A 23,140-nucleotide genomic window follows, 5' to 3' on the forward strand; every position below is an offset into this window, starting at 1 on the left:
CCGAGCGGGCTCAGCCGGACGACTCTGACGCGGCGAGCCGGTCGGCCACCTGGCCGGCGCGCTCGCGGGCGGCCGTCACCTCCGGCGCGGTGGCCAACGCCCGGTAGCCGCGCCCGACCACCCGCACGTCACTTTCGGGCACGCTCAGAGCGCCGGTCAGTGCCGCGGGGCCATGGGAGGGGACGGAGTCGATCGCGCGGGCGGCGGCCGGCGAAACCATCATGGTGTCCACCGGCAGGTCCAGGATGGTCCGGGCCGCAAGTTCGAACGCGGAGAGCCGCTGACTGCGCAGTGTCACCCAGACGCTGTCGGTGGGGTGGGACGTGACATCGGCGAAGTACACCTCGTCGCCGTTGACCATCAATTCGACCGCGAAGACGCCGCGTCCACCCAGCGCCTTCGCGATTCGCGCGGCAATCGACTTCGCGGCGTCCGTCGCCGCCGCACTCAACTTCTGGGGTTGCCAGGACTCCAGCACCTGCCCGCCGGAGTCACGATGACCGATGGGCGAACAGAACTCGATCACCGGACCCGCCGGCCCTTCGCTGCGCACCGCCAGCAGCGTCACGTAGAACTCGACCTCGACCACGGTCTCGGCCAGCACCCGCGGCTGCCCGGGTCCCGCGTGACCGCCCACCGCGCGCTGCCACGCCGGCTCGAGTTCTTCGCGTCGACCGACCACCGACTGCCGCGGTCCGATCGGCCCGGCCGCGGGCTTGATCAACAGCGGGTATCCGGCATGCGCGCCTACCGCCTCCAGTTCGCCCGGGGACCCGACGAACCAGAACGGCGCGGTGGGCAGCCCCAACTCGTCGGCGGCTAGGCGGCGCAACCCCTCTCGGTCGGCGCTGAGCCGCGCGGCGCGGGCGCTGGGCACCAACTCGGTGCGGTTCGCTGTGGCCACGGCGTCGAGGGCCTCGACGGCGACGGCGGCGGTCGCGGTCACGACGAAGTCGGGCTGCAGCCGTTGCAGCGCCGCGGACAGCTCGGCGGCGTCGGTCAGCGCAAGCACCAGGGCCTGGTCGGCCACCCCGTGCGCGGGTGCATGCGGATGCTGGTCGACGGCGACCACCCGGGCACCGAGGCGCCCGAGGGCGATCGCCAGCTCCCGGCCGGTCTCGCCAGAACCCAGCAACACCACCGTCGGCCTGCCGTCGGCGCCCCCGGGCTGGGCTTCGGCGGGTGCGGGGGCTTGCTGGGGCACGGCGAGCGCCGTCGTTTCGTCGTCCCGTCCGTCGGGCGCGCCGTCAGTCACGGCTCAAGGATAGGTCGGTTCTGGATGTGCGCGGCCGGCCTCGCCCGCCGACGATGCGGCCCGCGTAGCGGGGATGCAGGAAGCGGGCCATCCGGCTCAAGGCTGGCCCGGGAGTAACTGCACCATCAGGCCGTTGGCCTCGGCCAGCAGCGCGCCGTCCTCGTCGACCAGTTCCGCCGACACGAACGCTTTGCGCCCTTCGGTGCTGGTCACCCGTCCGCGCACCACCAACGGCACGTCGATCGGCGTGATCTTGCGGTAGTCGACATGCAGGTATGCGGTCCGGCTGATGGGGCGGTCCGCGGCGTGGGAGACCATCCCGAACATATGGTCAAACAGCAGCGGCAGCACGCCGCCGTGCACCGCATAGTTGCCCCCGACGTGAAACCGGGTGAAATGGCCCCGCATTTCGCAGCCCTCGGACTCGTATCGCGTCAACGTCCACGGCGGCAGCAGCAGGCTACCCATGCCGGGCAGCCCCGGGGTCCGTCCGGCCGGTGCCTGACCCTCCACGGCAGCCTGGAACGGCCCCAGCAGCTCGGTCAGCGCCACGACACGATCGGCCGCGTCGTCCCACACCTCGTCGTCGGGATCGGCCGACACGGCGAGGTCCTGTAGCCGGCGCATGGCCGCCACGAACCGCCCGAATCCCGGGCCCGGTTCGGCCACGCCGTATTCGGGGAAGCCGCCGTGGTGGGTGTACTCGGGGTCGAGGTCTTTGGGATCCTGAGCAGCTTCGGTCACGGACGGGCCGCCAGGACGTCGCGGCGCACGATGGTCTGTTCACGTCCTGGGCCCACACCGATACACGAAATGTGCGCTCCGGCAAGCTCTTCCAGCCTCAGCACGTAGTCACGCGCTTTGGCGGGCAGGTCGTCGAATTCCCGTGCGTGCGAGATGTCCTCCCACCAGCCGGGCAGTTCTTCGTAGATGGGTTCGGCGCGCGAAAGGTCGCTTTGCGTCATCGGCATCTCGTGGATGCGCTGCCCGTCGATCTGATAGCCCACACACACCGGGACCGTCTCCAGACTGGACAGCACGTCGAGCTTGGTCAGGAAGAAATCGGTGATGCCGTTGACCCGGGTGGCGTAGCGGGCGATGACGGCGTCGAACCAGCCGCACCGCCGGCGCCGTCCGGTGGTGACGCCGAATTCGCCGCCCGTCTTGGACAGGTATTCGCCGTTCTCGTCGAACAGCTCGGTGGGGAACGGGCCCGAGCCCACGCGGGTGGTGTAGGCCTTGAGGATCCCCAGCACGGCGGTGATCCTGGTGGGACCGATTCCCGAACCCACGGCCGCGCCGCCCGCCGTCGGATTCGACGACGTCACATAGGGATACGTGCCGTGGTCGACGTCGAGCAGCGTGCCCTGCGAGCCTTCCAGCAGCACGGCCTCGCCGGCCTCCAGCGCGGTGTTGAGCAGCAGCCGGGTGTCGGCGATGCGGTGCTTGAAGCCTTCGGCCTGCTCGAGCAGGGACTCGACCACCTGATGCGGATCCAGCGCCTTGCGGTTGTAGATCTTGACCAGGATCTGGTTTTTCAGCTCCAGCGCGGCTTCGACCTTGTGCGTCAACACTTCTCGATGCAGCACGTCGGCGACCCGGATGCCGATGCGCGCGATCTTGTCCTGGTAACAAGGGCCGATGCCGCGGCCGGTGGTGCCGATCTTCTTGTTCCCCATGTAGCGCTCGGTGACCTTGTCGATGGCCACGTGATAGGGCAACAGCAGGTGCGCGTCGGCGGAGATGAGCAGCCGCGAGGTGTCGACCCCGCGGTCCTCGAGGCCCTTCAGCTCGTCCAGCAGCACGCCGGGGTCGACCACCACGCCGTTGCCGATGACATTGGTGACCCCCGGGGTCAGCACTCCCGACGGGATGAGGTGCAGCGCGAAGTTTTCGCCGGTAGGCAAGACGACGGTGTGCCCGGCGTTGTTGCCGCCCTGGTAGCGCACCACCCACTGAACGCGCCCACCGAGCAAATCGGTGGCCTTACCTTTGCCCTCGTCGCCCCATTGGGCGCCGATGAGGACGATTGCCGGCATGACACGCTCCCACCTGATCTCGCCTGCGTATTGTGGTCCAGCCGGTGACCCACCCTAGCCTGACGACCGTGCTGGCCGGCTGAGGAGCCGGGCAAATCAGCTTAAGCCAGGAGGTGGCGAGACCGGGGTGACACAGCCGGTAAAGGCGGGCGGCGACCTCACCCGTACGGCGCCGCGACCGGAGCGCTTCCCGGCGCCGGCGGCTTGGCCGCGCATACGCCGGTCCTGGTGGACGCGTCCAGCATCAGGCACAGGCCGTTGGCGCCACGAGCGCTCTTGGTGCCCGACCAACTGGGGTGCACGGGTTTGCCGTTCCAGCTGATCAGCGTCCAGCCGTCATGCGGGCTGCCCTGGATCACGACGATGCCGGTGTTGGGCAGCGGATCGAAAAGCAGCAGCAAGGGATCGGGGTTTTTGACGCTCATCATCGTCCCGACGCCGATGACGAATTCGCTGGAGAACGCCACCTCGGTGATCCTGCCGTTCGCGGCGCGGACCGGGTTGGCAAGCGCGTTGGCATACATCGTCAGGAGCAGGTCGTTGAAGTGACCGACGTTGGTCGCGGCGTTGCCGTACACGGTTTGCAGCGCGCCGTCGAAACGCCTGCGGAACTCGAATCCGTTGGAATCGGTGGAGCCGGGAGCCAGCATCGGCACGATGCGCAGCCCGAGCATCCACGCGACGGGGGCCAGCAGGTATGCCAGCCCGCCGAGGCTGACCTGCGGCTGGCCGTTGAATGCGCCGGCGTCGATCTCGTTGAGCCCCGGCAATACCTGCGGGTTCATGCCCAGCGCGGCGGCCAACGGCGCCGCGGTCTGCTGCGTCCTGACCAACTGCGACGCGAAGATTGCGGCGACCGGGCCCTTCGCCGCGAGAACGCCGGCCACGGTCTGCGCCTGTTGCCGACCGAGCGCGGTGAGCGAGGCGCCGGGCGGCGCCGTGTCGATCAGGCTCGCCGCATTGGCTGTCGACTGCCCGTGTCGCACCAGGTCGATCACGATCGATTCGTCCGCCGAGGCTGTCGCAGATGCATTGCACAGCAGGACAATCGAAAGCAGCACGGCGGCAACGGGGTACAGCGGCTTCGTCAGCACCGGAGGCGTATGGGGCCGGCACCCGGCACGAGCAATGCTGATCGCGCGGTTGACAAGATGGCGGTAAGTCGGCGAATGGTCATTCTCCGTTCCCTCAACCACTCGTGGTGGGATTCCGCGCAACGTCGGCCCTGTGGCAGGAGTAAAGTATCCGCTTGTTTCCCGGCAGCGTTGCAACAACTTTCGCACTCCGACACCATGTTGTGACTGTGTCGTTATGGCGAGATCTTTTGCGTCTCGACTCATGCCCGGCCAGAGGTGCTGGAAGACAACGGCATTGGCCACTTCTCGATTGGATAGATTGTGACGCAAGGAGATCGAGGCACCGCGGTCCTCCTATTCGGCCAACGGCGCACCTACCGACCGTTGCGGGGCACGCAAACCCACCGCGTCGTCGGTCAAACCGATATCGATGCCGCGATCGGCCCATACCGGCGGCTGATCGTGCTGGGCCGCGACGCCGAGCTGGCCGCGGTGCTCACCCGGCTGCTGCGCGCCGAGCGGCTCGACGTCGAGGTGGCCTACGTGCCGCGCCGCCGCACCCGGGCCACCCGGATCTACCGCCAGCCGGCCGGTTTCCGGGCGGCGCGGCGGGCCCGGCGCGGCGCGGCGCGGCGGGTGCCGCTGATCCGCGACGAGACGGGGTCGGTGATCGTGGGGCGGGCCGCCTGGGTGCCGGCGGACGGCGCGCGGTGGATCCACGGCGAGGCGGTGGTCGACGACACGACGTTGTTCGACGGTGACGTCGCCGGCGTGTGGATCGAGCCGATGCTGGCCGCGCCGGGATTGCGCGCGACGGTCGCAGGCCGCGGTCCCGGCCGCCTCTGGCGCCGATGGGTGACCGGCCGCGCCGCTCAGCTGGGCAGCACCGGTGCCGCCGTGCTGCGTGACGGCATCCCCGCCGCGCGCGCCGCTCGCCGCTCGGCGTTCTACCGCAACGTCGAAGGCTGGCTGCTCGTCGGCTAGTTTCGACCGGTGAGCTTCCCTGCCTCCCGGCGTGAATCGGTACGGCCCAGCCCGATCTTTGTGGGCCTGATCGGCCTGACCGGCGTCGGCGCCGCGTTGGCCTGGTCGGCCGGGATCAGCACCCGGCCGCTGGCGTACGCCGGCGTGTTCATCTTCGTGATCGCCGGCTGGCTGGTGTCGCTGTGCCTGCACGAATTCGGCCACGCGGTGACCGCCTGGCGGTTCGGCGATCACGACGTCGCTGTGCGGGGGTACCTGAGACTGGACCCGCGCCGCTACAGCCATCCGGCGCTCTCGCTGCTGCTGCCGATGGTGATCATCCTGCTGGGCGGGATCGGCCTGCCGGGCGCCGCGGTCTACGTGCGGACCTGGTTCATGACACCCGCCCGGCGCACCATGGTCAGCCTGGCCGGTCCGGCGGCCAACCTCGTGCTAGCGGTGCTGCTGCTGGTGGCAACGCGGTTGTTCTTCGACCCGTCGCACGTGGTGCTGTGGGCCGGGGTGGCGTTCCTGGCGTTCCTTCAACTCACCGCCGTGCTGCTGAATCTGCTGCCCATCCCGGGCCTGGACGGATACGACGCCCTGGAACCGCATTTGAGCCCCCAGACCCAGCGGTCGTTGGCGCCGGCCAAGCAGTGGGGCTTCGTCATCCTGCTGTTCCTGCTCCTGGCGCCGGTGCTCAACCAGTGGTTCTTCGGGCTCGTGTTGTCTCTATTCGACCTATCCGGCGTACCGGACGTGCTGGTGGGCTGGGGCAACGCACTGACCCGCTTCTGGAGCCGCTGGTTCTGACCCTTGCCATATATTCGTTCCCACGCATATATTTCGGACCATGGGCGCAGGCCACGACCACACCCCGGCCGACACGGAGGGCGCTCGGCTGATCCCGCGCATGATCATGGCCGCAGCGATCCTGGTGGCGTTCTTCGCGGTGGAGCTGGCCACCTCGCTGGTGATCAACTCGATCGCGCTGCTGGCCGACGCCGGCCATATGCTGACCGACGTCGTCGCCGTCTTCATGGGACTGGCCGCCGTCACCCTGGCGCGCCGCGGCAGCTCGTCGCCCGCCCGTACCTACGGCTGGAACCGCGCCGAGGTGTTCACGGCCGTCGCGAACGCGGGGCTGCTGATCGGCGTGGCGCTGTTCATCCTCTACGAGGCCGTCCGGCGGCTCAGCGAAGCGCCCGCCGTCCCCGGCGTGCCGATGATCGTGGTCGCGCTGGGCGGGCTCGCCACCAATCTCGTGGTCGCGCTGCTGTTGCGTTCCCACTCGTCGGGCAGCCTGGCGGCCAGGGGCGCCTACATGGAAGTCGTCGCCGACACCGTGGGCAGCCTCGGCGTCCTGATCGCCGGGGTGGTCACCGTGACGACGCACTGGCCCTACGCCGATGTGGTCGTGGCGGTGCTGGTCGCGCTCTGGGTGTTGCCGCGGGCCGTCGCACTGGCGCGCGACGCGCTGCGGATCCTGTCAGAGTCGTCGCCGATGCACATCGATGTCGAGGAACTGCGCGCCGCACTCGGCGCCGTCGACGGGGTGATCGACGTGCACGACCTGCACGTGTGGACGCTCTCGCCCGGCAAGGACATGTGCACCGCGCATCTGATCAGCTCCGGCGACTCCGCGCGGGTGCTGCGTGACGCGCGCGCGGCGTTGTCGGCTCGCGGACTGGAGCACGCCACCGTCCAGATCGACTGCCCCGACGACACCGATTGTTCGGACAGTTTTTAGAGCGTCAAAGCCCAAGCGCCGTGCGCGCTTCCGGGTCGCAATCGTCGAGCAGGTCAAGGCAGCGCGAGTACTCGTCGGTTTCGCCGATCGTCTCGGCGGCGCGCGCCAGGGCCGCCACACATCGCAGAAAGCCGCGGTTGGGTTCGTGCGAGTAGGGCACGGGGCCGAAGCCCTTCCAACCGTTTCGGCGCAGCTGGTCCAGGCCGCGGTGGTAGCCGGTACGGGCATAGGCGTAAGCGGTGATGGCCTGGTCGTCAGCAAACGCGCGCTCGGCCAGCGTCGCCCAGGCCACCGATGCGGTCGGATGCGCGGCGGCCACGATGCCGGGCTCCTCGCCGGCAAGCAGCTCCGCCTCGGCATCGGCATCTCCGGGCAGCAGGATCGGGTCGGGCCCCAGCAGGTCTCCCATCGGTGACATGGCTCTATTCTGCAGCTCGCCCGTTTTGCCCGCGTGACGCACCTCGGCCAACGGCGGAAGACGGGTACTGGGTCGCTAAGCTCTGCAACTACCCCACGAAGCGGGAGGACAGTAGTACTCATGCCCAAACGATCCGAACCCGACCGCGGCGGCGCGCCGAAACGGCGCGGGTTCGACCCACGCGAGTCTCGCGGCGAACCGAGCGACGAGTGGGGGGCCGAGTCCGGCTTCGAAACCGGAGACGACGCCACCGAGGGCGTCCCCCTGGTCCCCAGCGATCCGGAGACCGAAACCGAGGTGATCAACAGACCCGACCCTTCCAGCGGACCCGAGGAAATACCGAACGGCGGCCAGCGCGAACGTCGGTTCACCGCGCCGGGCTTCGACGCCAAAGAAACCACCGTCATTGCCGCCACGGCGGAGCCCGCCACCGAGGCCTTCGGGGCGGCGCCAGGACAGGATGGTACCGCGCAGTTCGAAGCGCCACCCAAAGCAGCTGTCCCGCAATCGATCCCGCCCCGCCTCGGCGCGAAGTTGCGTACGTCAAGACAATTCAACTGGGGCTGGATTCTGGCGCTGGTAGTGATCGTCTTGGCGCTGGCGGCGATCGCGATCCTGGGCACCGTGCTGCTCACCCGGGGCAAACACTCGAACGTGTCTCGGGAAGACCAGGTTCGGCAGACCATTCAGAACTTTGACGTAGCGATCCAGCGTGGTGATCTGACCACGCTGCGCACGATCACGTGCGGCACCACCCGCGACGGCTACGCCGATTACGACGAACACGCCTGGGACGAGACCTATCGCCGGGTGTCGGCGGCCAAGCAGTATCCGGTGATCGCCAGCATCGATCAGGTGGTGGTCAACGGCCAGCACGCCGAGGCGAACGTCACCACGTTCATGGCGTACGACCCGCAGGTGCGCTCCACCCGCAGCCTGGATCTGCAGTATCGCGACGACCAGTGGAAGGTGTGCCAGTCGCCCAGCGGCTAGCTGCCGACTGACTTTCCGGCGCAGTGCAGGTCGGTGCAGGCCCGGACCACTCGCTCGGACATCGACGCCTCGGCCTTCTTCAGATAGCTGCGCGGGTCGTAGACCTTCTTGACGCCGACCTCACCGTCTACCTTGAGCACGCCGTCGTAGTTGCCGAACATGTGGCCGGCGATGGGACGGGTGAATGCGTACTGGGTGTCGGTGTCGACGTTCATCTTCACCACGCCGTAGCGCAGCGAGTCCTCGATCTCCGACGTCAACGAACCGGAACCGCCGTGGAAGACGAAGTCGAACGGCTTGGCGTCGTCCCCCAACCCCAGCTTGGCCGCCGCCACCTTTTGACCCTGGGCCAATATGTCGGGGCGGAGCTTGACGTTGCCGGGCTTGTAGACGCCGTGCACGTTGCCGAACGTGGCGGCGAGCAGGTACTTGCCGTGCTCGCCGTGACCGAGCGCATCGATGGTCTTCTCGAAATCGTCCGGTGAGGTGTAGAGCTTGTCGTTGATCTCGTGGGCGACACCGTCCTCCTCGCCACCCACGACGCCGATCTCGATCTCGAGGATGATCTTGGCCGCCGCCGCGTCCTTGAGCAGTTCCCGGGCGATCTGCAGATTCTCGTCGATCGGCACGGCCGAACCATCCCACATGTGCGACCCGAACAGCGGCTCTCGGCCCGCGGCCACCCGTTCGGCCGAAATCGCCAGCAGCGGGCGGACATAGGTGCCCAGCTTGTCCTTGGGGCAATGGTCGGTGTGCAGCGCAACGTTGATCGGATATCTGTCCGCGATACAACGGGTGAACTCGGCCAGTGCCACCGCGCCGGTCACCATGTCCTTCACCCCCAGCCCGGACGCGAATTCGGCGCCACCGGTGGAGAACTGGATGATCCCGTCGCTGCCGGCATCGGCGAAGCCTTTGATGGCCGCGTTGACCGTCTCCGACGACGTGCAGTTGATCGCCGGGAAGGCATACGAGTGCTCCTTGGCGCGTCGCAGCATCTCGGCATAGACCTCGGGCGTGGCGATGGGCATAGACACCTCCTGACGGCTGGTCCTACCCAACCACGGATGCGTGGTCGGCAGCTACCCGGCAAACCGGCCGCCGCGCCGGGCGGCGGGTTAGTCCGGGCTTCGTGCGGGCCAAGCTGATTTCGCCGGTATGTTGAGGGATCATGAGCACCGCCGTGACGGCCCTGCCCCACATCTTCGACCCGATGTATTGGTTGGGCGCCGATGGCGTCTTCGGGTCCGCGGTCCTGCCCGGCATCCTGATCATTGTCTTCATCGAGACCGGGCTGCTGTTTCCGCTGTTGCCCGGGGAATCGCTGCTGTTCACCGGCGGTCTGCTGGCCGCGCACCCGAACCCACCGGCCAGCATCTGGGTGCTGGCCCCGGCCGTCGCCACGGTGGCGATACTGGGCGATCAGACGGGGTACTTCATCGGCCGGAGAATCGGCCCGGCGCTGTTCAAGAAGGAAGACTCCCGATTCTTCAAGAAACATTATGTGACCGAGTCACACGCGTTCTTCGAGAAATATGGGCCCTGGGCGATCATCCTGGCCCGGTTTGCGCCGTTCGTGCGGACGTTCGTCCCACCGGTCGCCGGGGTCTCCTACATGCGCTACCCGGTGTTCCTGGGCTTCGACATCGTCGGCGGCATCCTCTGGGGCGGCGGTGTCACGCTGGCCGGCTACTTCATGGGCAATGTGCCGTTCGTGCACCATAACCTGCAGAAAATACTGTTGGCGATCCTCGTCGTCTCCCTGATGCCGGCGTTCATCGCCGCCCTGCGCAGCTATCGGGGACGGCGGCGCGCGCAGAGCACAGACGACCGGGAAGCCGAACGGCTGCCGGCGGCCGAGTAGCCGGCCGAGACAATCGTGGGGTCAGACCGCGACTTTGAAGTCGCAGCCCGTCTTGGCGCGAACTTCCTCGACCGTGACTCCCGGCTGCAATTCGGTGAGCACCAGTCCCTGTCCCGGCTCGACGTCGAAGACGCACAGGTTGGTGATGATCATGTCGACCACGTTCTTGCCCGTGAGCGGCAGCGTGCATTGACGCAGAATCTTCGGGCTGCCGTCTTTGGCGGTGTGGTCCATCAGCACGATCACCCGTTTGACACCGGACACCAAATCCATTGCGCCGCCTGGTCCTTTGACCATCTTGCCCGGCACCATCCAGTTGGCCAGGTCACCGTTCTCCGCGACTTCCAGAGCGCCCAGTATGGATAGGTCGATGTGGCCGCCACGGATCATCGCGAAGGAATCGGCGCTGCTGAAGAAGCTGGACCCGGGCAGGCTGGTGATGGTCTGCTTGCCCGCGTTGATCAGATCCGGGTCGACGGTCTGCTCGCTCGGGTAGGCCCCGATGCCGAGCAAGCCGTTCTCGGATTGCAGCGTGACCTTGATGCCATCGGGGATGAAGTTGGCCACCAACGTCGGAATGCCGATGCCCAGGTTCACATAAAAGCCGTCGCGCAGTTCCTGGGCGGCGCGCTGGGCCATCCGCTCGCGGATGGGGCTGTCATTCTTCAGCGCGGCACCGCCGCTGGTAGTGCGGAACTCGATGCGCTTCTCGTAGCCGGTGCCCGCGATGATGCGGTCGACGTAGATACCCGGCGTGTGGACCAGGTCGGGATCCAGTTCGCCGGCCTCGACCAGCTCTTCCACCTCGGCGACGGTGATCGCGCCGCAGGTGGCGATCATCGGGTTGAAGTTGCGCGCGGTTTTGCGGTAGACGAGGTTGCCGGCCGTGTCGCCCTTCCACGCCTTGACGATCGCCACGTCGGCCCGAATACCTTCCTCCAGAACGTATTCGGTGCCGTCGAAGACCCTGGTGTCCTTTCCTTCGGCGAGGTTGGTGCCGAAGGCCGTGCGGGTGTAGAACCCGGGGATGCCCGCGCCGCCGGCCCGCAGCTTCTCCGCGAGCGTGCCCTGCGGCGTGAGCACCAAATCCAGCTCGCCGGCCAGCACCTGGCGCTCGAACTCCTTGTTCTCCCCGACGTAGGAGGCGATCACCCTCTTCACCTGCCGACCCTTGAGCAGCAGCCCCATGCCGAAATCGTCTACGCCGGCGTTGTTTCCGACGATGGTGAGGTCCTTGATGCCGCTGTCGACCAGAGCCTGGATCAGCTTCTCGGGGATGCCACAAAGGCCGAAGCCGCCCGCAGCGATGGTGATGCCGTCCTTCAGCAGGCCGCGCAGGGCCGACTCCGCGTCGGGGTGGACCTTATTGCTCACCGGGGGCTCCTGTTCTTCGACTCGGCGGAGACGTTACAGGCGGCCTCCATGAGCATCCACCCCGACAACTGCACCGACAGGTCCCGTTCGGGTACCTCGGAAGCCATCACCGCTCCCCCGACGAACTCCGCCTGCTTACCGCCCGCCGTGGGCAGCTGGGCGTCGCGGTCCCAAAATGGGCCGAACACCGGCAGTCCGTCCACCGTTTGACGGTTATCCCAGGCCGACTTCGCGCTGGCCAGCACGATCTGCCGGGCGGTGTCGCGGGCCAGCACGTCGTCGGCCGCCTCCCCCGGCAGCGCCGTGGCCACCAGCGCCAGGTAGCGGGCGGTCACCCCGGCGAACAGGCCGCCGTCCCCGCCGCCAGTGCCGGCCAGCACACCCGCCGGCGCCATGTGTTCGCGCACGGCCGCGACCAGCCGGTGCACCCGGGCGGCGTGACGCTGCCTGCTCTCGGCGGCGGTGCGGGCCGCGAGTTCGGTCTCCAGCCCCAGCACCACGCCCTGGCAGTAGGTGTACTGCGCGCGCACCAGCGAACCGTCCTTGATGCCGTCGAACACCAGGTGCGTCTCCGGGTCGATCAGCGTCTGGTCGATCCAATCGCCCATCTGCTCGGCACGTTGCAGATGGTCTCCGTAGCGGGCGAGGAAGATTCCCGCGGGGCCGTTGGCCGGGGCGTTGAAGAACTGGTCGGACTTGCGCCACGGGATGCCGCCGCCGTCCTCGGGCGCCCATGCCCCGACGAATTGATTGGCGAGCTTGGGTAAAGCGCGCCGGCGCTCGACGCCGGCGATCCGGGCGGCGCGTTCGAGCGCCAGCGCCAACCAGGCCATGTCGTCGTAGTAGCTGTTGATCCAGGAGAAGTTGTTGCGCAGCCGGTGCGAGCGGACCTGCCGGTTGATCTCGGTATGCCGGTGCGGCTGCGGATCGCGCGCCTCGGCGTCGATCAGGCAGTCCAGCAGATGGGCCTGCCACCAGTAGTGCCAGGTGCCGAACCAGCGGTCGCGCCGCGTCGCGGGCCAGGCCACCACCCCCAGCTGGGTGGCGGGCAGTCCCCACAGCCGCTTCAGGTGTCGTTGCGTGACAGCGGCTTCGCAGCTGGCCGCGCGGTTGACCCAGAGCTGATCCATAGCTGTCGATCCTGCACCACGCGGTTGCGTGTGCGTTCAGGGCGTCGAGTGTGAATGCAGGGCGATCCGCCGCGGGCCCGCCCTCAGTTCACACTCAAGACGCACTGCACGTCACCATGCGCGGGACAAATCGGCGTGCTGCCTGACCCACGCGTGCATGGCGATTCCGGCGGCGACGCCCGCGTTGATACTGCGCGTCGATCCGAACTGCGCGATCGATACCGTCAGCCCCGCACCCCTACGGATGTCGTCGGTGATGCCGGGCCCCTCCTGGCCGAACACCAGCAGGCACTCGCGGGGCAGCGCGGTCTGCTCCAAGCGCGTCGCGCCCGGGACGTTGTCCACGGCGACCACTGTCAGCCCGGTGTCCGCGGCAAACTCCAGCAGCTCGGCGGTGCTGTCGTGATGGCACAACCGCTGATAGCGATCTGTCACCATGGCGCCGCGGCGATTCCACCGCCGCCGCCCCACGATGTGCACGGTGTGCACCGCGAACGCGTTGGCGGTGCGCACCACCGAACCGATGTTGGCGTCGTGGCCGAAGTTCTCGATCGCCACGTGTAGGGGGTGCCGCCGCCGGTCGATGTCGGCGATGATCGCTTCGCGCGTCCAGTACCGGTATGCATCGACGACGTTGCGAGTGTCGCCCTCGCGCAACAGGACTGGGTCATAGCGCGGGTTGTCGGGCGGATCACCGGGCCACGGCCCGACGCCGGCCGGCGGTGTCATCGCCCATTCGGTGGGACCGGGGCCGCTCATCGCTGCGTCCACACGCCGGCGTGCGTGCCGTCGATGGCCAGCGTCGCGTAGAGCAACGCGTCGTTGATCTCGCCCTGGGTGCACAGCGACGCGTTGACGTGCACCGCGTCCAATGAGGCATCGGGCAGGATCAGCACCGACGACCCGTACGCCGCGCAGGCGGGGCTCAGCCCCGGGGCGGGCAGGGTCGGCGATGCCAGCAGCATCATCGGGCCGCCGCGCTTGGCGGACTCGTCGCGATAGCGGGCCGCGACGGAGGTGGCTTCCAGCCCCAGCAGCATGTACCCGTTGCCGGTGAACGCTCCCGGGTCACCCAGCTGCATCTTGGTCACCGGGATGCCGTCGGCCCGCCACGCCGACAGGCTGACGGTCTTGACCGCCAGGCCGCCGCTGTCGTTGGCGTTGGTCGGCAGCAGACCGACGGGGAAGGCGACCGGGTAGGCCGACGAGCTGTTCGGGATCCGGTCGCGCGGCGAATAGCCGTAGACCCCGCGCACCTGGCTTCGATCCTTCAGCGGCCCAAGACAAACCGTGCCCGTGAGCCGATCGCGCGGCGCCGAGAGCGGCGTGGGGATGTCACGCACACCGGCCTTGGCGTTGGCACAGCTGCCCAGGCCGGTGACCTCGATGGGGTGGGCCAGCGCGCCGTATAGCCCGAAGCGGATGTCTTCGGGATTGGCGTGCGGGTCCTTGGCCGAGGCGGCGCTGGCGTCGACGTCGACAAGCACGTAATCGCCGTCCCAGCGCAAATTCGACACCGACATGTTCCAGCCGAGCAGGGCCAGCGATTCGCCGAGCCGCGCCCCCTGGGCGCCGTAGGGACGCGCTGGTTGGCTAGCGGACGAGCAGCCGGCCAGGCAGGTGACCACGCAGGCGACTATCGCAAGGACGGTACGCATGATCAGCGGCTCGAGGTCAAGCCGAGGCACCCGCGCCACGTCCGCCCCACGGGGCACTGCAGTCCCCGGCGCAAGGTATGGACGAATTGCCCGCCTTTGAGCGACAACTCGGGCGCCCTCGCGCTAAGACGTATTTGTCGCTGTGAGGCGGGCACAACGAACATCGTCCGCGCCAGGGACACCTGCGGCACATGTGACAGCTGGTGCCTGCCAGAGCCCGCCGCCAACTAGCTCAGCCCCAGATCGGTGAGGCCGAGCACACTTCGATAGGGCAACCCCGCGGCCTCGATGGCCTGGGCTGCGCCGGTCGCGCGATCCACGACGGTGGCCACCCCCACCACTTCTCCGCCGGCGTCCCGGACGGCGCGCACCGCGGTGAGCGCAGAGTTGCCGGTGGTACTGGTGTCCTCTACGACCAGCGCCCGCTTACCGGAAACCTCGGATCCTTCGATAAGACGTTGCAGCCCATGGGTCTTCGCCGACTTACGCACGACGAAGGCGTCGATCGGGCGACCCGGTGCGTGCATCACGGCGGTGGCCACCGGATCGGCCCCGAGGGTCAGGCCGCCGACCACGTCGTAATCCCAGTCACTGGTCAGTTCGCGCATCAGCGCGCCGATCAACGCCGAGGCGCGGTGGTGCAGCGTGGCCCGACGCAGGTCGACGTAATAGTCGGCCTCCTTGCCGGAAGACAGCGTGACCCGCCCGTGCACCACCGACAGCCGTGACACCAGGTCCGCCAACTCCTTGCGGTCAGGTCCGCCCACGACCACTCCCGATTCGTTTGGTGACCGCCCGCATCAGGCTCCGCGGGATCAGGCGCTCTGCGGCGATGATCGCCTTGTACTGCAGGCCCGGGATGCTGATCACCTTGCCGCGGGCGATATCGGCCAGGCTCTGGCTGACCACGTCGTCGACCTCGAGCCACATGAACGACGGCGACTTGGCCATGTCGATCCCGGCGCGGTCGTGGAATTCGGTGTGCACGTAGCCCGGACACACCGCGTGCACGGATACGCCGGTGCCTTGCAGGCCGACGGACAAGCCCTCGCTGAACGAGATCACCCACGCCTTGGACGCCGAGTATGTCGAGCCGCGCCCCGGCACCAGCCCCGCAACGCTGGCGATGTTGATGACGGTGCCGGCCCCGGCCTCCAGCATGGTCGGCAGGGCCGCGCGGGTCAGGTGCATGACCGCGGTGACGGTGACATCGAGCTGGGACTGCAGCAGCACGGGATCGCTGGACCAGAAGTCGCCGGAGGTGCCGAAGCCGGCGTTGTTCACCAATACGCGCACTCCCCCAGCGGCCAGCCGGTCGCACACCCGTTGCCGGCCTGCGGCATCGGCCAGGTCGGCGGGCAGGATCTCGACCCTGCCCGAGTGTTCTTGCAGTTCGTCCGACAGCCTGGTCAGGCGGTCGACGTCGCGGGCGACCAAGATGAGGTCGTAGCCGTCGCCGGCGTAGCGCCGCGCGAACCCGGCGCCGATTCCGGACGTGGGCCCGGTGATCAGGGCAACGGGGCGGGGCATGAGCGACATCCTAATGACGGCGGCATCATCGGCCGCCGTGAGCCGTCAGCGCTGATAGTTGTTGGCCTGGTGGCCGTTGCGTCCCGAGGGAGGTGGCCGGCGGATGGTTTCCGAGCGCCCGTCGGACCGAGGCTGGTCGCGGCGCACCGGCTCGGCGCCGTGACGACCTGACTGAAGATCCGGCCCGAGCGGCCCCGCCACGTCTTGTTGCGCGCGGCGCGGCGGCAGCTCGGCCCGGCCCGCCGGCGCCAACGGCCGGCTGGGCGAGGCGTTGCGCGGCCCGGCCGGCGCCCCGGTCTCCTGAACGGTCTCCTCGGGCAGCGGCGGCAGCACCCGCAGCAGGTCGTTGAACTGGCGCACGGTGCGCAGACCCTCGTCCCACTGGGCGCGGGTGCTGGTCATGGGCATGGCGACCAGCGTCCAGTTCTGCTCGTTCCACATGATCTCGGCGCTATCCGGAGCGGTGTGCGCAAAGGTGACCATGCGGCGGTCGCAGGCCCGTCGGGCGGCATCCAGATTGGTGGAGTAGACCATCCGCGGCCCGATCGCACCCAACAGCCAAATGTCGCTCTCCCGTGGCTCTTTGAGGCCCTTGAGCCGCAGATCCACCACGACGTTGGTGCCCACCTTGCGGTGCAGCGCGATGACGGTGGCGACCTCTTCCAGGTCGAAGATGTAGACGGCCTCGCCGCGGATCTGACCCAGCACCACGTTCTGGGCGGCGACGTCGCCGACCGTCGACATCACCCCGCGCTTCCAGCGCTTGACGATGTCGGCTGATTCGCGCTCGTAGTCGAACCCGTGCGACCGCGCCCACGACTTGCGGCGCCTGCTGCGCCCACGCCGCCGATCGATGTCGACGTACAGCAGCACCCCCGCGCCGACAAAGCACAGCGCGGAGAGCGTGAACCAGAGGGGGACCATCCAAAACAGGGTATCTGCTATTGGCCCGGAACATGGAAGGCGACCAGGTCACAACCCAGTTACTTATTGTGCGACCCGCCCGGGACCGCCTCCCGTATTGTTCGGCCATGGTGTACCAGGGCTATCGGCTCATTCGCGTCGCCAGAAACGGTGGGATCTGCCGGGCCACGATCGACAATCCGCCGATCAATCTGCTGGACGTGGCGCTACTCACCGAGATCGACCGCCTAACGCGCGAGGTCGCCGCCGACGACGAGGTGCGGGTCCTGATCGTCGACTCGGCAGACCCGGAGATCTTCATCGCACACGCCGACGTCTCGTTGCTGCACGACCTGCCGGCCGACGACACTGCGCTGCACGACGAGCCGTCGTTCTTCCACGCGATGACCGAGCAGATCCGGACGTTGCCAAAGGCGACCATCGCAGTCATCGAGGGTGTCTGTCGCGGCGGCGGCTGCGAATTGGTGATGGGCTTCGATCTACGCTATGCCGCGCTCGGCACGACGGTGCTGGGTCACCCGGAGGTGTCCGTCGGAATCATCCCCGGCGGCGGCGGCACCCAGCGGTTGCCCCGGATGGTCGGCCGCGGCCGGGCACTCGAAGTGATCCTTGGCGGCATGGACATCGACGCCGCGACTGCAGAAGCCTGGGGATACGTCGACCGGGCCCTGCCCCCCGAAGAGCTGCGACCGTTCGTCGACCGGCTGGCCGCACGCATCGCAGCGAGCCCGCCCACCGCCATCGCAGCGGCCAAGCGGGCGGTGGACACCGCTCTGGACGGGGCGATCGACATGACAACCGGCCTGCGTATCGAGGATCAGCTCCTTCGGGAAACCGTCGCGGAGCCCGCGGCCCGCCAACTACTGAAAGCGATCATTTCGGCCGGCGCCCAGACCCGCGAATTCGAGTTGGGCGCCGCGCAGAAACGAGGGCCTAGCCCAGGATCAGCGAGTCGCCGTCGGGGCTGACGTTCACCGGAACGGTGTCGCCGTCGTGCACGTCGCCGGCCAACAACAGCTTGGCCAGCTGGTCACCGATGGCCTTCTGCACCAGGCGGCGCAACGGCCGCGCGCCGTAGACCGGATCGAATCCGCGCTGCGCCAACCACTGCTTGGCCGGCAGCGACACCTCCAGCGTGAGGCGGCGCTGCGCCAGCCGCTTCTGCAGCTGGGCCAGCTGGATGTCGACGATCTGCACCAACTCGCCGGGCTCTAGGCCGGCGAAGATGATCACGTCGTCGAGCCGGTTGATGAACTCCGGCTTGAACGCTGAGCGCACCGCCGCCATCACCATCTCCTCGTCGCCGCCCGACCCGAGGTTGGACGTCAGAATCAGGATGGTGTTGCGGAAATCGACCGTGCGGCCCTGCCCGTCGGTGAGCCGGCCCTCGTCGAGCACTTGCAGCAGCACGTCGAACACGTCCGGGTGCGCCTTTTCGATCTCGTCGAACAGGATCACCGTGTACGGACGCCGCCGCACCGCCTCGGTCAGCTGACCGCCCTGGTCGTAGCCGATGTATCCCGGCGGGGCGCCGACCAGCCGGGCCACCGAGTGCTTCTCGCCGTATTCGCTCATGTCGATGCGGACCATCGCGCGTTCGTCGTCGAAGAGGAACTCCGCCAGCGCCTTGGCCAGCTCGGTCTTACCGACGCCGGTCGGCCCGAGGAACATGAACGATCCGGTGGGCCGGTTGGGGTCCGCGACGCCGGCGCGGGAACGCCGCACCGCGTCGGATACCGCTGTCACCGCCCTCTTTTGGCCGATGACGCGCTTGCCCAGCTCGTCTTCCATGCGCAGCAGCTTGGCGGTCTCGCCCTCGAGCATGCGGCCGGCGGGGATGCCGGTCCACGCCGACACGACATCGGCGATGTCGTCGGGGCCGACCTCCTCCTTGAGCATCACGTTTTCGCGGGCCTCGGCATGGGGCAGCGCGGCCTCGAGTTTCTTCTCGACCTCGGGGATGCGGCCGTACCGCAACTCGGCCGCCTTGGCCAGGTCGCCGTCGCGCTCGGCGCGCTCGGACTCCCCGCGCAATGTGTCCAGCTGTTCCTTGAGCTCACGCACGACGTCGATGGCGTTCTTCTCGTTCTGCCACCGGGTGGTCAGCTCGGCCAGCTTCTCTTTCTGGTCGGCCAGCTCTGAACGCAGCTTCTCGAGCCGCTCCTTGGACGCCTCGTCCTCCTCCTTGGCCAGCGCCATCTCCTCGATCTCGAGGCGGCGGACCAGACGCTCGACCTCGTCGATCTCGACTGGCCGGGAGTCGATCTCCATCTTCAGCCGGCTGGCGGCCTCGTCGACCAGGTCGATGGCCTTGTCCGGCAGGAAGCGGGCGGTGATGTAGCGGTCGGACAGCGTCGCGGCGGCCACCAGGGCCGAGTCGGTGATGCGCACCCCGTGGTGTACCTCGTAGCGGTCCTTCAGCCCGCGCAGGATGCCGATGGTGTCCTCCACCGAGGGCTCGCCCACCAGCACCTGCTGGAAGCGGCGCTCCAGCGCGGCGTCCTTCTCGATGTACTTGCGGTATTCGTCGAGCGTGGTGGCGCCGACCAGCCGCAGCTCGCCGCGGGCCAGCATCGGCTTGATCATGTTGCCGGCGTCCATCGCGCCCTCGCCGGTCGCCCCGGCGCCGACGATGGTGTGCAGCTCGTCGATGAAGGTGATGATCTGTCCGGCGGAGTTCTTGATGTCGTCGAGCACGGCCTTGAGGCGTTCCTCGAACTCGCCGCGGTACTTCGCGCCGGCCACCATCGAGCCGAGGTCCAGGCTGATGACGGTCTTGTCGCGCAGGCTCTCGGGCACGTCGCCGGCGACGATGCGCTGGGCCAGCCCCTCCACGATCGCGGTCTTACCGACACCCGGCTCACCGATCAGCACCGGGTTGTTCTTGGTGCGACGGGACAGAACCTGCACGACGCGGCGAATCTCGTTGTCCCGCCCGATAACCGGGTCGAGTTTGCCTTCGCGGGCGCGCTCGGTGAGGTCGGTCGAGTACTTCTCCAGCGCCTGGTAGGTCGCCTCGGGCTCCGGGCTGGTGACCCGGGCGCTGCCGCGCACCTTGACGAACGCCTCGCGCAACGCCTGCGGCGAGGCGCCGTGGCCGGTCAGCAGCTTGGCGACGTCGGAATCACCGGTGGCCAGACCCACCATCACGTGCTCGGTCGAGACGTACTCGTCGTCCATCTCGGTCGCCAGTTGCTGGGCCGTGGTGATGGCGGCCAGTGATTCGCGCGACAGCTGCGGCTGCGAGCTCGCGCCGCTGGTTTGGGGCAGCCTGTCGACCAGGCGTTGCGCCTCGGTGCGGATGGTGGCGGGCTGGACGCCGACAGCCTCCAGCAGCGGCCCGGCGATGCCGTCGGCCTGCGTCAACAGCGCCATCAGCAGGTGCGCGGGCCGAATCTCCGGATTACCCGCGGCCGACGCGGCCTGGAGTGCCGAGGTGAGCGCCGCTTGGGTCTTGGTGGTCGGGTTGAAAGAGTCCACGACACCTCCGTTCGTAGTACAAAATGCTTGTCCACATGTCCAACGCCGTCAAGGTTGAGTGTGTTCCGCTCAACTCTACCGAGTTTTGGGCGATACGGCGTTCGGGGTATCCCCGAATCGATGACGCAGACGACGCAGCACCCCGACCAGGCCGACGGCGAGATGCCCAGAACTCCGCGCCGCGTTGCGCGGGCCTTCTCGCTCACCGCGGTGGCCGTCGGACTGGCGCTCGCGGGGCTGGTCGCGATCGGGCTGCATAGCGACTTCGCCGCGGGTGGCCCGTCGACCACGGTCCCGCAAGCCGGCACGCTGCAGGCCAGCGGGATCGGCACGACGAAGACGATCCCGTGTCACGCCGGCTACCTGTCGGTGAGCGGGAAGAACAACACCATCACCCTGACCGGGCACTGCACCAGTGTGAGCGTCTCGGGCAGCGGCAACCACGTCGCGGTCGACAGCACCGACGCGGTGAGCGCATCGGGGACCGGCAACGTCGTTCTGTATCACTGGGGTTCACCCAAGATCGACAACGTCGGGACGGCCAACATCGTCCGACAGGGCTGAATCACCGGCGGTCGAGCCTAGAATCGGGGCCCGTGAGCCTGGAGGACGTCGACGCACTGCGGATGCTGCGCGACGCCTTCGCCCCCGAGGAGTCGGGTTCGGCCGGGGAACCCGATGGGCTCGTGCACCGCTTTTACACCCATTGGTTCGCCCTCGACGCTTCGGTGCGCGACCTGTTCCCGCCCGAAATGGCCGCCCAGCGGCTGGCTTTCGGCCACGCGTTGCACTGGGTATACGGCGAGCTCGTCGCGCGGCACACACAGGAGCCGGTGTCGTTCCTGGCCCAACTCGGCCGCGATCACCGCAAATACGGTGTGCTGTCCCCGCATTACGAGACGCTGCGGCGGGCGTTGTTGACGACCCTGCGCGCCCACCTGGGTGCGGCCTGGACCGACACCCTCGACGAGGCGGCCAGGCAGTCGCTGAATTTGATCACCGGCGTGATGAGCGGCGCCGCGGACGCCGAGGAGGGTCCCGCCTGGTGGGACGGCACCGTCATCGAGCACATGCGGGTGTCGCGCGACCTGGCGGTCGTCCGCCTGCAGCTCGATCAGCCGATGCACTATCACCCCGGCCAGTACGTCAACGTCCACGTGCCCCAATGCCCGCACCGCTGGCGGTATTTGAGTCCCGCGATTCCGGCCGACCCGAGCGGCGGAATCGAGTTTCACGTCCGCCTGGTTCCCGGCGGCTTGGTCAGCACCGCGATCCTCAACGAAACGCGCACCGGCGACCGGTGGCGGCTGTCCAGCCCGCACGGCGGCCTGCGGGTCGACCGCGACGGGGGCGACGTGCTGATGGTGGCCGGCAGCACGGGGCTGGCGCCACTGCGGGCGCTGATCATGGACCTGTCCCGGTTCGCGGTGAATCCGCGGATACACCTGTTCTTCGGCGCCCGATACCGCTGCGAGCTCTACGATCTGCCGACCCTGTGGCAGATCGCCTCGCACAATCCGTGGCTGTCGGTATCGCCCGTCTCGGAGTACAACAGCGACCCGTCCTGGGCCGCAGACTATCCCGACGTCACGCCACCGCGCGGCCTGCACGTGCACCAGATCGGGCGACTGCCCGAAGTGGTGACCAAATACGGCGGCTGGGGCGATCGGCAGATCCTGGTGTGTGGCGGGCCGGCGATGGTCAACGCCACCAAGGCCGCCCTGATCGCCAAAGGGGCACCGCCCGAACACATTCAGCATGACCCGCTATGGAGGTAGCCATGCACGTCGTCACCCTGCACGATCCGTCGTCGCCGGTGGTCGCGCAGTTCGTCCCCGAGGCCGGGATGATCGGCACGTCGCTGCGCGACGCCGGTGTCGAACTGCTGGGCCAGCGCCGCGGCCTGGACGCCTACATCTCGGACGGCAAGACGATGGGCATCCCGATTCTGTATCCGTGGGCAAATCGATTGGGCGAGAACACCTATACCGCGCAGGACGTCACCGTGAGCCTGTTGCCGGGAGAAAACGGGGTGCGCACCGACCCCAACGGGCTACCCATCCACGGCGTCCTGGCCGCCTACCCTGGGTGGCGGGTGACGGCCGAGACCGCAAACGAGCTGACCGCCGAACTGGATTTCGGCGCCGATCCCCAATTGCTGGCCAGCTTTCCCTATCCGCATGTGCTCGCGGTGACGGCGCGGCTGGCCGACCGGAGGCTGACGGTCCGGGCCACGGTCACCGCGACCGGCGACCGGGCGGTGCCGCTGTGCTTCGGGTTCCATCCCTATCTGCAGCTGCCCGATGCGCCGCGGGCCGACTGGGTCATCGAGACACCGCCGTTGCGGCACCTGGGCCTCGACGGCAAGGGCCTGCCGACGGGCAATTCCGAGCCGCAGCCGGCGCGGGAAGAGGCGTTGCGCGACAAGGCCTTCGACGATGCGTATGACCAGGTGGCCGAGGGTTCGGTGTTCGCGGTGTCCGGCGGCGGGCGCCGCATCGAGGTGCACTTCGAACGCGGCTATCCGGCGGCGCAGATCTTCGCGCCGCCGGTCGACGACCCCGCGAAGGCGATCGTGTGCTTCGAGCCTATGACCGCACCGACCGACGCCCTGCGCCGTGGCGGCTACCGCTGCGCGCGGCCGGGCGAGCCGGCGGTTACGCAGTTTTCCATCCTGGTGTGATCT

General features: G+C 68.3%; 23 protein-coding genes. 9 read left to right on the forward strand and 14 right to left on the reverse strand.

The genetic code is table 11. The features are described from left to right. Positions 1-10 precede the first annotated feature (10 nt). The 4 genes from purT to AC5Y4F_RS15080 all read right to left on the reverse strand — a co-directional run bounded on the left by purT (position 11) and on the right by AC5Y4F_RS15080 (position 4,355). A complete protein-coding gene (purT, locus tag AC5Y4F_RS15065; RefSeq protein WP_499997493.1) occupies positions 11-1,255 on the reverse strand; it encodes a formate-dependent phosphoribosylglycinamide formyltransferase in 1,245 nt (414 codons plus the stop codon). A gap of 96 nt (positions 1,256-1,351) precedes the next feature. Next, positions 1,352-1,999, reverse strand: coding sequence for a PaaI family thioesterase (locus tag AC5Y4F_RS15070; protein WP_499997494.1), 648 nt, complete (start codon positions 1,997-1,999; stop codon positions 1,352-1,354). After that, on the reverse strand, positions 1,996-3,294 hold the full coding sequence (locus AC5Y4F_RS15075) for an adenylosuccinate synthase (protein WP_499997495.1): 1,299 nt from the start codon (positions 3,292-3,294) through the stop codon (positions 1,996-1,998). Before AC5Y4F_RS15075 ends, AC5Y4F_RS15070 begins: the two co-directional genes overlap by 4 nt. A gap of 158 nt (positions 3,295-3,452) precedes the next feature. Beyond that, positions 3,453-4,355 carry a histidine phosphatase family protein gene (locus tag AC5Y4F_RS15080; protein WP_499997581.1) on the reverse strand — a complete coding sequence of 301 codons (903 nt, stop codon included), beginning with the start codon at positions 4,353-4,355 and terminating at the stop codon, positions 3,453-3,455. A 333-nt stretch (positions 4,356-4,688) separates the two neighbouring features. On the opposite strand from AC5Y4F_RS15080, the gene AC5Y4F_RS15085 reads away from it, so the two are divergent. From AC5Y4F_RS15085 to AC5Y4F_RS15095, 3 genes are read left to right on the forward strand one after another with little or no spacing between them, the layout of a single operon-like run. Beyond that, positions 4,689-5,354, forward strand: coding sequence for a peptidase M50 (locus AC5Y4F_RS15085; protein ID WP_499997582.1), 666 nt, complete (start codon positions 4,689-4,691; stop codon positions 5,352-5,354). A gap of 9 nt (positions 5,355-5,363) precedes the next feature. After that, positions 5,364-6,146, forward strand: a complete 783-nt coding sequence (locus AC5Y4F_RS15090; protein WP_067939806.1) for a site-2 protease family protein — start codon at positions 5,364-5,366, stop codon at positions 6,144-6,146. Between the two features lie 40 nt (positions 6,147-6,186). Further along, positions 6,187-7,083, forward strand: a complete 897-nt coding sequence (locus AC5Y4F_RS15095) for a cation diffusion facilitator family transporter (protein WP_067939803.1) — start codon at positions 6,187-6,189, stop codon at positions 7,081-7,083. A gap of 4 nt (positions 7,084-7,087) precedes the next feature. Here AC5Y4F_RS15095 and AC5Y4F_RS15100 read toward each other — a convergent pair whose 3' ends face one another. Next, positions 7,088-7,501 carry a DUF3151 domain-containing protein gene (locus tag AC5Y4F_RS15100; RefSeq protein WP_499997496.1) on the reverse strand — a complete coding sequence of 138 codons (414 nt, stop codon included), beginning with the start codon at positions 7,499-7,501 and terminating at the stop codon, positions 7,088-7,090. 120 nt (positions 7,502-7,621) lie between these two features. Between AC5Y4F_RS15100 and AC5Y4F_RS15105 the strand changes: the two genes are divergently transcribed. Continuing rightward, positions 7,622-8,494: an Rv0361 family membrane protein gene (locus AC5Y4F_RS15105; RefSeq protein WP_499997497.1), complete on the forward strand. Its 873-nt coding sequence runs from the start codon at positions 7,622-7,624 to the stop codon at positions 8,492-8,494. On the opposite strand, the gene fbaA is transcribed toward AC5Y4F_RS15105, so the two are convergent. After that, entirely contained in the window at positions 8,491-9,525 is a 1,035-nt protein-coding gene (gene fbaA / locus AC5Y4F_RS15110) for a class II fructose-bisphosphate aldolase (RefSeq protein WP_499997498.1), read from the reverse strand. The genes AC5Y4F_RS15105 and fbaA overlap by 4 nt on opposite strands. A 140-nt stretch (positions 9,526-9,665) precedes the next feature. Between fbaA and AC5Y4F_RS15115 the strand changes: the two genes are divergently transcribed. Next, the gene (locus tag AC5Y4F_RS15115; RefSeq protein WP_067939798.1) at positions 9,666-10,358 is read left to right on the forward strand and encodes a DedA family protein; all 693 of its coding nucleotides are present in this window, start codon (positions 9,666-9,668) and stop codon (positions 10,356-10,358) included. A gap of 21 nt (positions 10,359-10,379) precedes the next feature. Here the strand turns inward: AC5Y4F_RS15115 and AC5Y4F_RS15120 are convergent, their stop codons facing one another. The 7 genes from AC5Y4F_RS15120 to ttfA form a co-directional block, all read right to left on the reverse strand. Continuing rightward, positions 10,380-11,732: a 3-oxoacid CoA-transferase gene (locus AC5Y4F_RS15120; protein ID WP_499997499.1), complete on the reverse strand. Its 1,353-nt coding sequence runs from the start codon at positions 11,730-11,732 to the stop codon at positions 10,380-10,382. Continuing rightward, positions 11,729-12,862 (reverse strand): glycoside hydrolase family 76 protein, encoded by a 1,134-nt coding sequence (locus AC5Y4F_RS15125; protein WP_067939795.1) that lies wholly within the window; start codon positions 12,860-12,862, stop codon positions 11,729-11,731. Before AC5Y4F_RS15125 ends, AC5Y4F_RS15120 begins: the two co-directional genes overlap by 4 nt. A 111-nt stretch (positions 12,863-12,973) precedes the next feature. After that, positions 12,974-13,621 (reverse strand): TrmH family RNA methyltransferase, encoded by a 648-nt coding sequence (locus AC5Y4F_RS15130; RefSeq protein WP_499997500.1) that lies wholly within the window; start codon positions 13,619-13,621, stop codon positions 12,974-12,976. Next, a complete protein-coding gene (locus AC5Y4F_RS15135) occupies positions 13,618-14,520 on the reverse strand; it encodes a hypothetical protein (RefSeq protein WP_499997583.1) in 903 nt (300 codons plus the stop codon). Before AC5Y4F_RS15135 ends, AC5Y4F_RS15130 begins: the two co-directional genes overlap by 4 nt. A 227-nt stretch (positions 14,521-14,747) precedes the next feature. Then, positions 14,748-15,287: an orotate phosphoribosyltransferase gene (gene pyrE / locus AC5Y4F_RS15140; protein ID WP_067939849.1), complete on the reverse strand. Its 540-nt coding sequence runs from the start codon at positions 15,285-15,287 to the stop codon at positions 14,748-14,750. Beyond that, a complete protein-coding gene (locus tag AC5Y4F_RS15145) occupies positions 15,274-16,050 on the reverse strand; it encodes an SDR family NAD(P)-dependent oxidoreductase (RefSeq protein WP_499997501.1) in 777 nt (258 codons plus the stop codon). The genes pyrE and AC5Y4F_RS15145 overlap by 14 nt, the downstream gene beginning before the upstream one ends. 45 nt (positions 16,051-16,095) lie before the next feature. Beyond that, complete coding sequence (gene ttfA, locus AC5Y4F_RS15150; RefSeq protein WP_067936302.1) at positions 16,096-16,974, reverse strand: trehalose monomycolate transport factor TtfA; 879 nt, start codon at positions 16,972-16,974, stop codon at positions 16,096-16,098. Positions 16,975-17,081: 107 nt separating this feature from the next. Here ttfA and AC5Y4F_RS15155 point away from each other — a divergent pair, with 107 nt between their 5' ends. Next, positions 17,082-17,942, forward strand: a complete 861-nt coding sequence (locus AC5Y4F_RS15155) for an enoyl-CoA hydratase/isomerase family protein (protein ID WP_231986391.1) — start codon at positions 17,082-17,084, stop codon at positions 17,940-17,942. Here the strand turns inward: AC5Y4F_RS15155 and clpB are convergent. Further along, the gene (gene clpB, locus AC5Y4F_RS15160; protein WP_067936298.1) at positions 17,908-20,454 is read right to left on the reverse strand and encodes an ATP-dependent chaperone ClpB; all 2,547 of its coding nucleotides are present in this window, start codon (positions 20,452-20,454) and stop codon (positions 17,908-17,910) included. The two genes, AC5Y4F_RS15155 and clpB, sit on opposite strands and share 35 nt — an antisense overlap. Positions 20,455-20,574: 120 nt before the next feature. Here clpB and AC5Y4F_RS15165 point away from each other — a divergent pair, with 120 nt between their 5' ends. From AC5Y4F_RS15165 to AC5Y4F_RS15175, 3 genes are read left to right on the forward strand one after another with little or no spacing between them, the layout of a single operon-like run. Further along, positions 20,575-21,018 (forward strand): DUF3060 domain-containing protein, encoded by a 444-nt coding sequence (locus AC5Y4F_RS15165; RefSeq protein WP_067936294.1) that lies wholly within the window; start codon positions 20,575-20,577, stop codon positions 21,016-21,018. Between the two features lie 32 nt (positions 21,019-21,050). Next, entirely contained in the window at positions 21,051-22,232 is a 1,182-nt protein-coding gene (locus AC5Y4F_RS15170) for an FAD-binding oxidoreductase (protein WP_499997502.1), read from the forward strand. A 2-nt stretch (positions 22,233-22,234) separates the two neighbouring features. Beyond that, positions 22,235-23,137, forward strand: a complete 903-nt coding sequence (locus AC5Y4F_RS15175; RefSeq protein ID WP_499997503.1) for an aldose 1-epimerase — start codon at positions 22,235-22,237, stop codon at positions 23,135-23,137. Positions 23,138-23,140: the final 3 nt, after the last annotated feature.

It is taken from the genome of Mycobacterium sp. NGS56 (genome assembly GCF_059812425.1).

Bases quoted from the DNA above. Each gene is read 5' to 3' on its own strand.
- AC5Y4F_RS15165 (WP_067936294.1), top strand. From the start codon at position 20,575: ATGACGCAGACGACGCAGCACCCCGACCAGGCCGACGGCGAGATGCCC.
- AC5Y4F_RS15135 (WP_499997583.1), bottom strand. From the start codon at position 14,520: ATGCGTACCGTCCTTGCGATAGTCGCCTGCGTGGTCACCTGCCTGGCC.
- AC5Y4F_RS15145 (WP_499997501.1), bottom strand. From the start codon at position 16,050: ATGCCCCGCCCCGTTGCCCTGATCACCGGGCCCACGTCCGGAATCGGC.
- fbaA (WP_499997498.1), bottom strand. From the start codon at position 9,525: ATGCCCATCGCCACGCCCGAGGTCTATGCCGAGATGCTGCGACGCGCC.
- AC5Y4F_RS15100 (WP_499997496.1), bottom strand. From the start codon at position 7,501: ATGTCACCGATGGGAGACCTGCTGGGGCCCGACCCGATCCTGCTGCCC.
- AC5Y4F_RS15125 (WP_067939795.1), bottom strand. From the start codon at position 12,862: ATGGATCAGCTCTGGGTCAACCGCGCGGCCAGCTGCGAAGCCGCTGTC.
- AC5Y4F_RS15175 (WP_499997503.1), top strand. From the start codon at position 22,235: ATGCACGTCGTCACCCTGCACGATCCGTCGTCGCCGGTGGTCGCGCAG.
- ttfA (WP_067936302.1), bottom strand. From the start codon at position 16,974: ATGGTCCCCCTCTGGTTCACGCTCTCCGCGCTGTGCTTTGTCGGCGCG.
- AC5Y4F_RS15095 (WP_067939803.1), top strand. From the start codon at position 6,187: ATGGGCGCAGGCCACGACCACACCCCGGCCGACACGGAGGGCGCTCGG.
- AC5Y4F_RS15115 (WP_067939798.1), top strand. From the start codon at position 9,666: ATGAGCACCGCCGTGACGGCCCTGCCCCACATCTTCGACCCGATGTAT.
- AC5Y4F_RS15130 (WP_499997500.1), bottom strand. From the start codon at position 13,621: ATGAGCGGCCCCGGTCCCACCGAATGGGCGATGACACCGCCGGCCGGC.
- AC5Y4F_RS15075 (WP_499997495.1), bottom strand. From the start codon at position 3,294: ATGCCGGCAATCGTCCTCATCGGCGCCCAATGGGGCGACGAGGGCAAA.
- AC5Y4F_RS15105 (WP_499997497.1), top strand. From the start codon at position 7,622: ATGCCCAAACGATCCGAACCCGACCGCGGCGGCGCGCCGAAACGGCGC.
- AC5Y4F_RS15155 (WP_231986391.1), top strand. From the start codon at position 17,082: ATGGTGTACCAGGGCTATCGGCTCATTCGCGTCGCCAGAAACGGTGGG.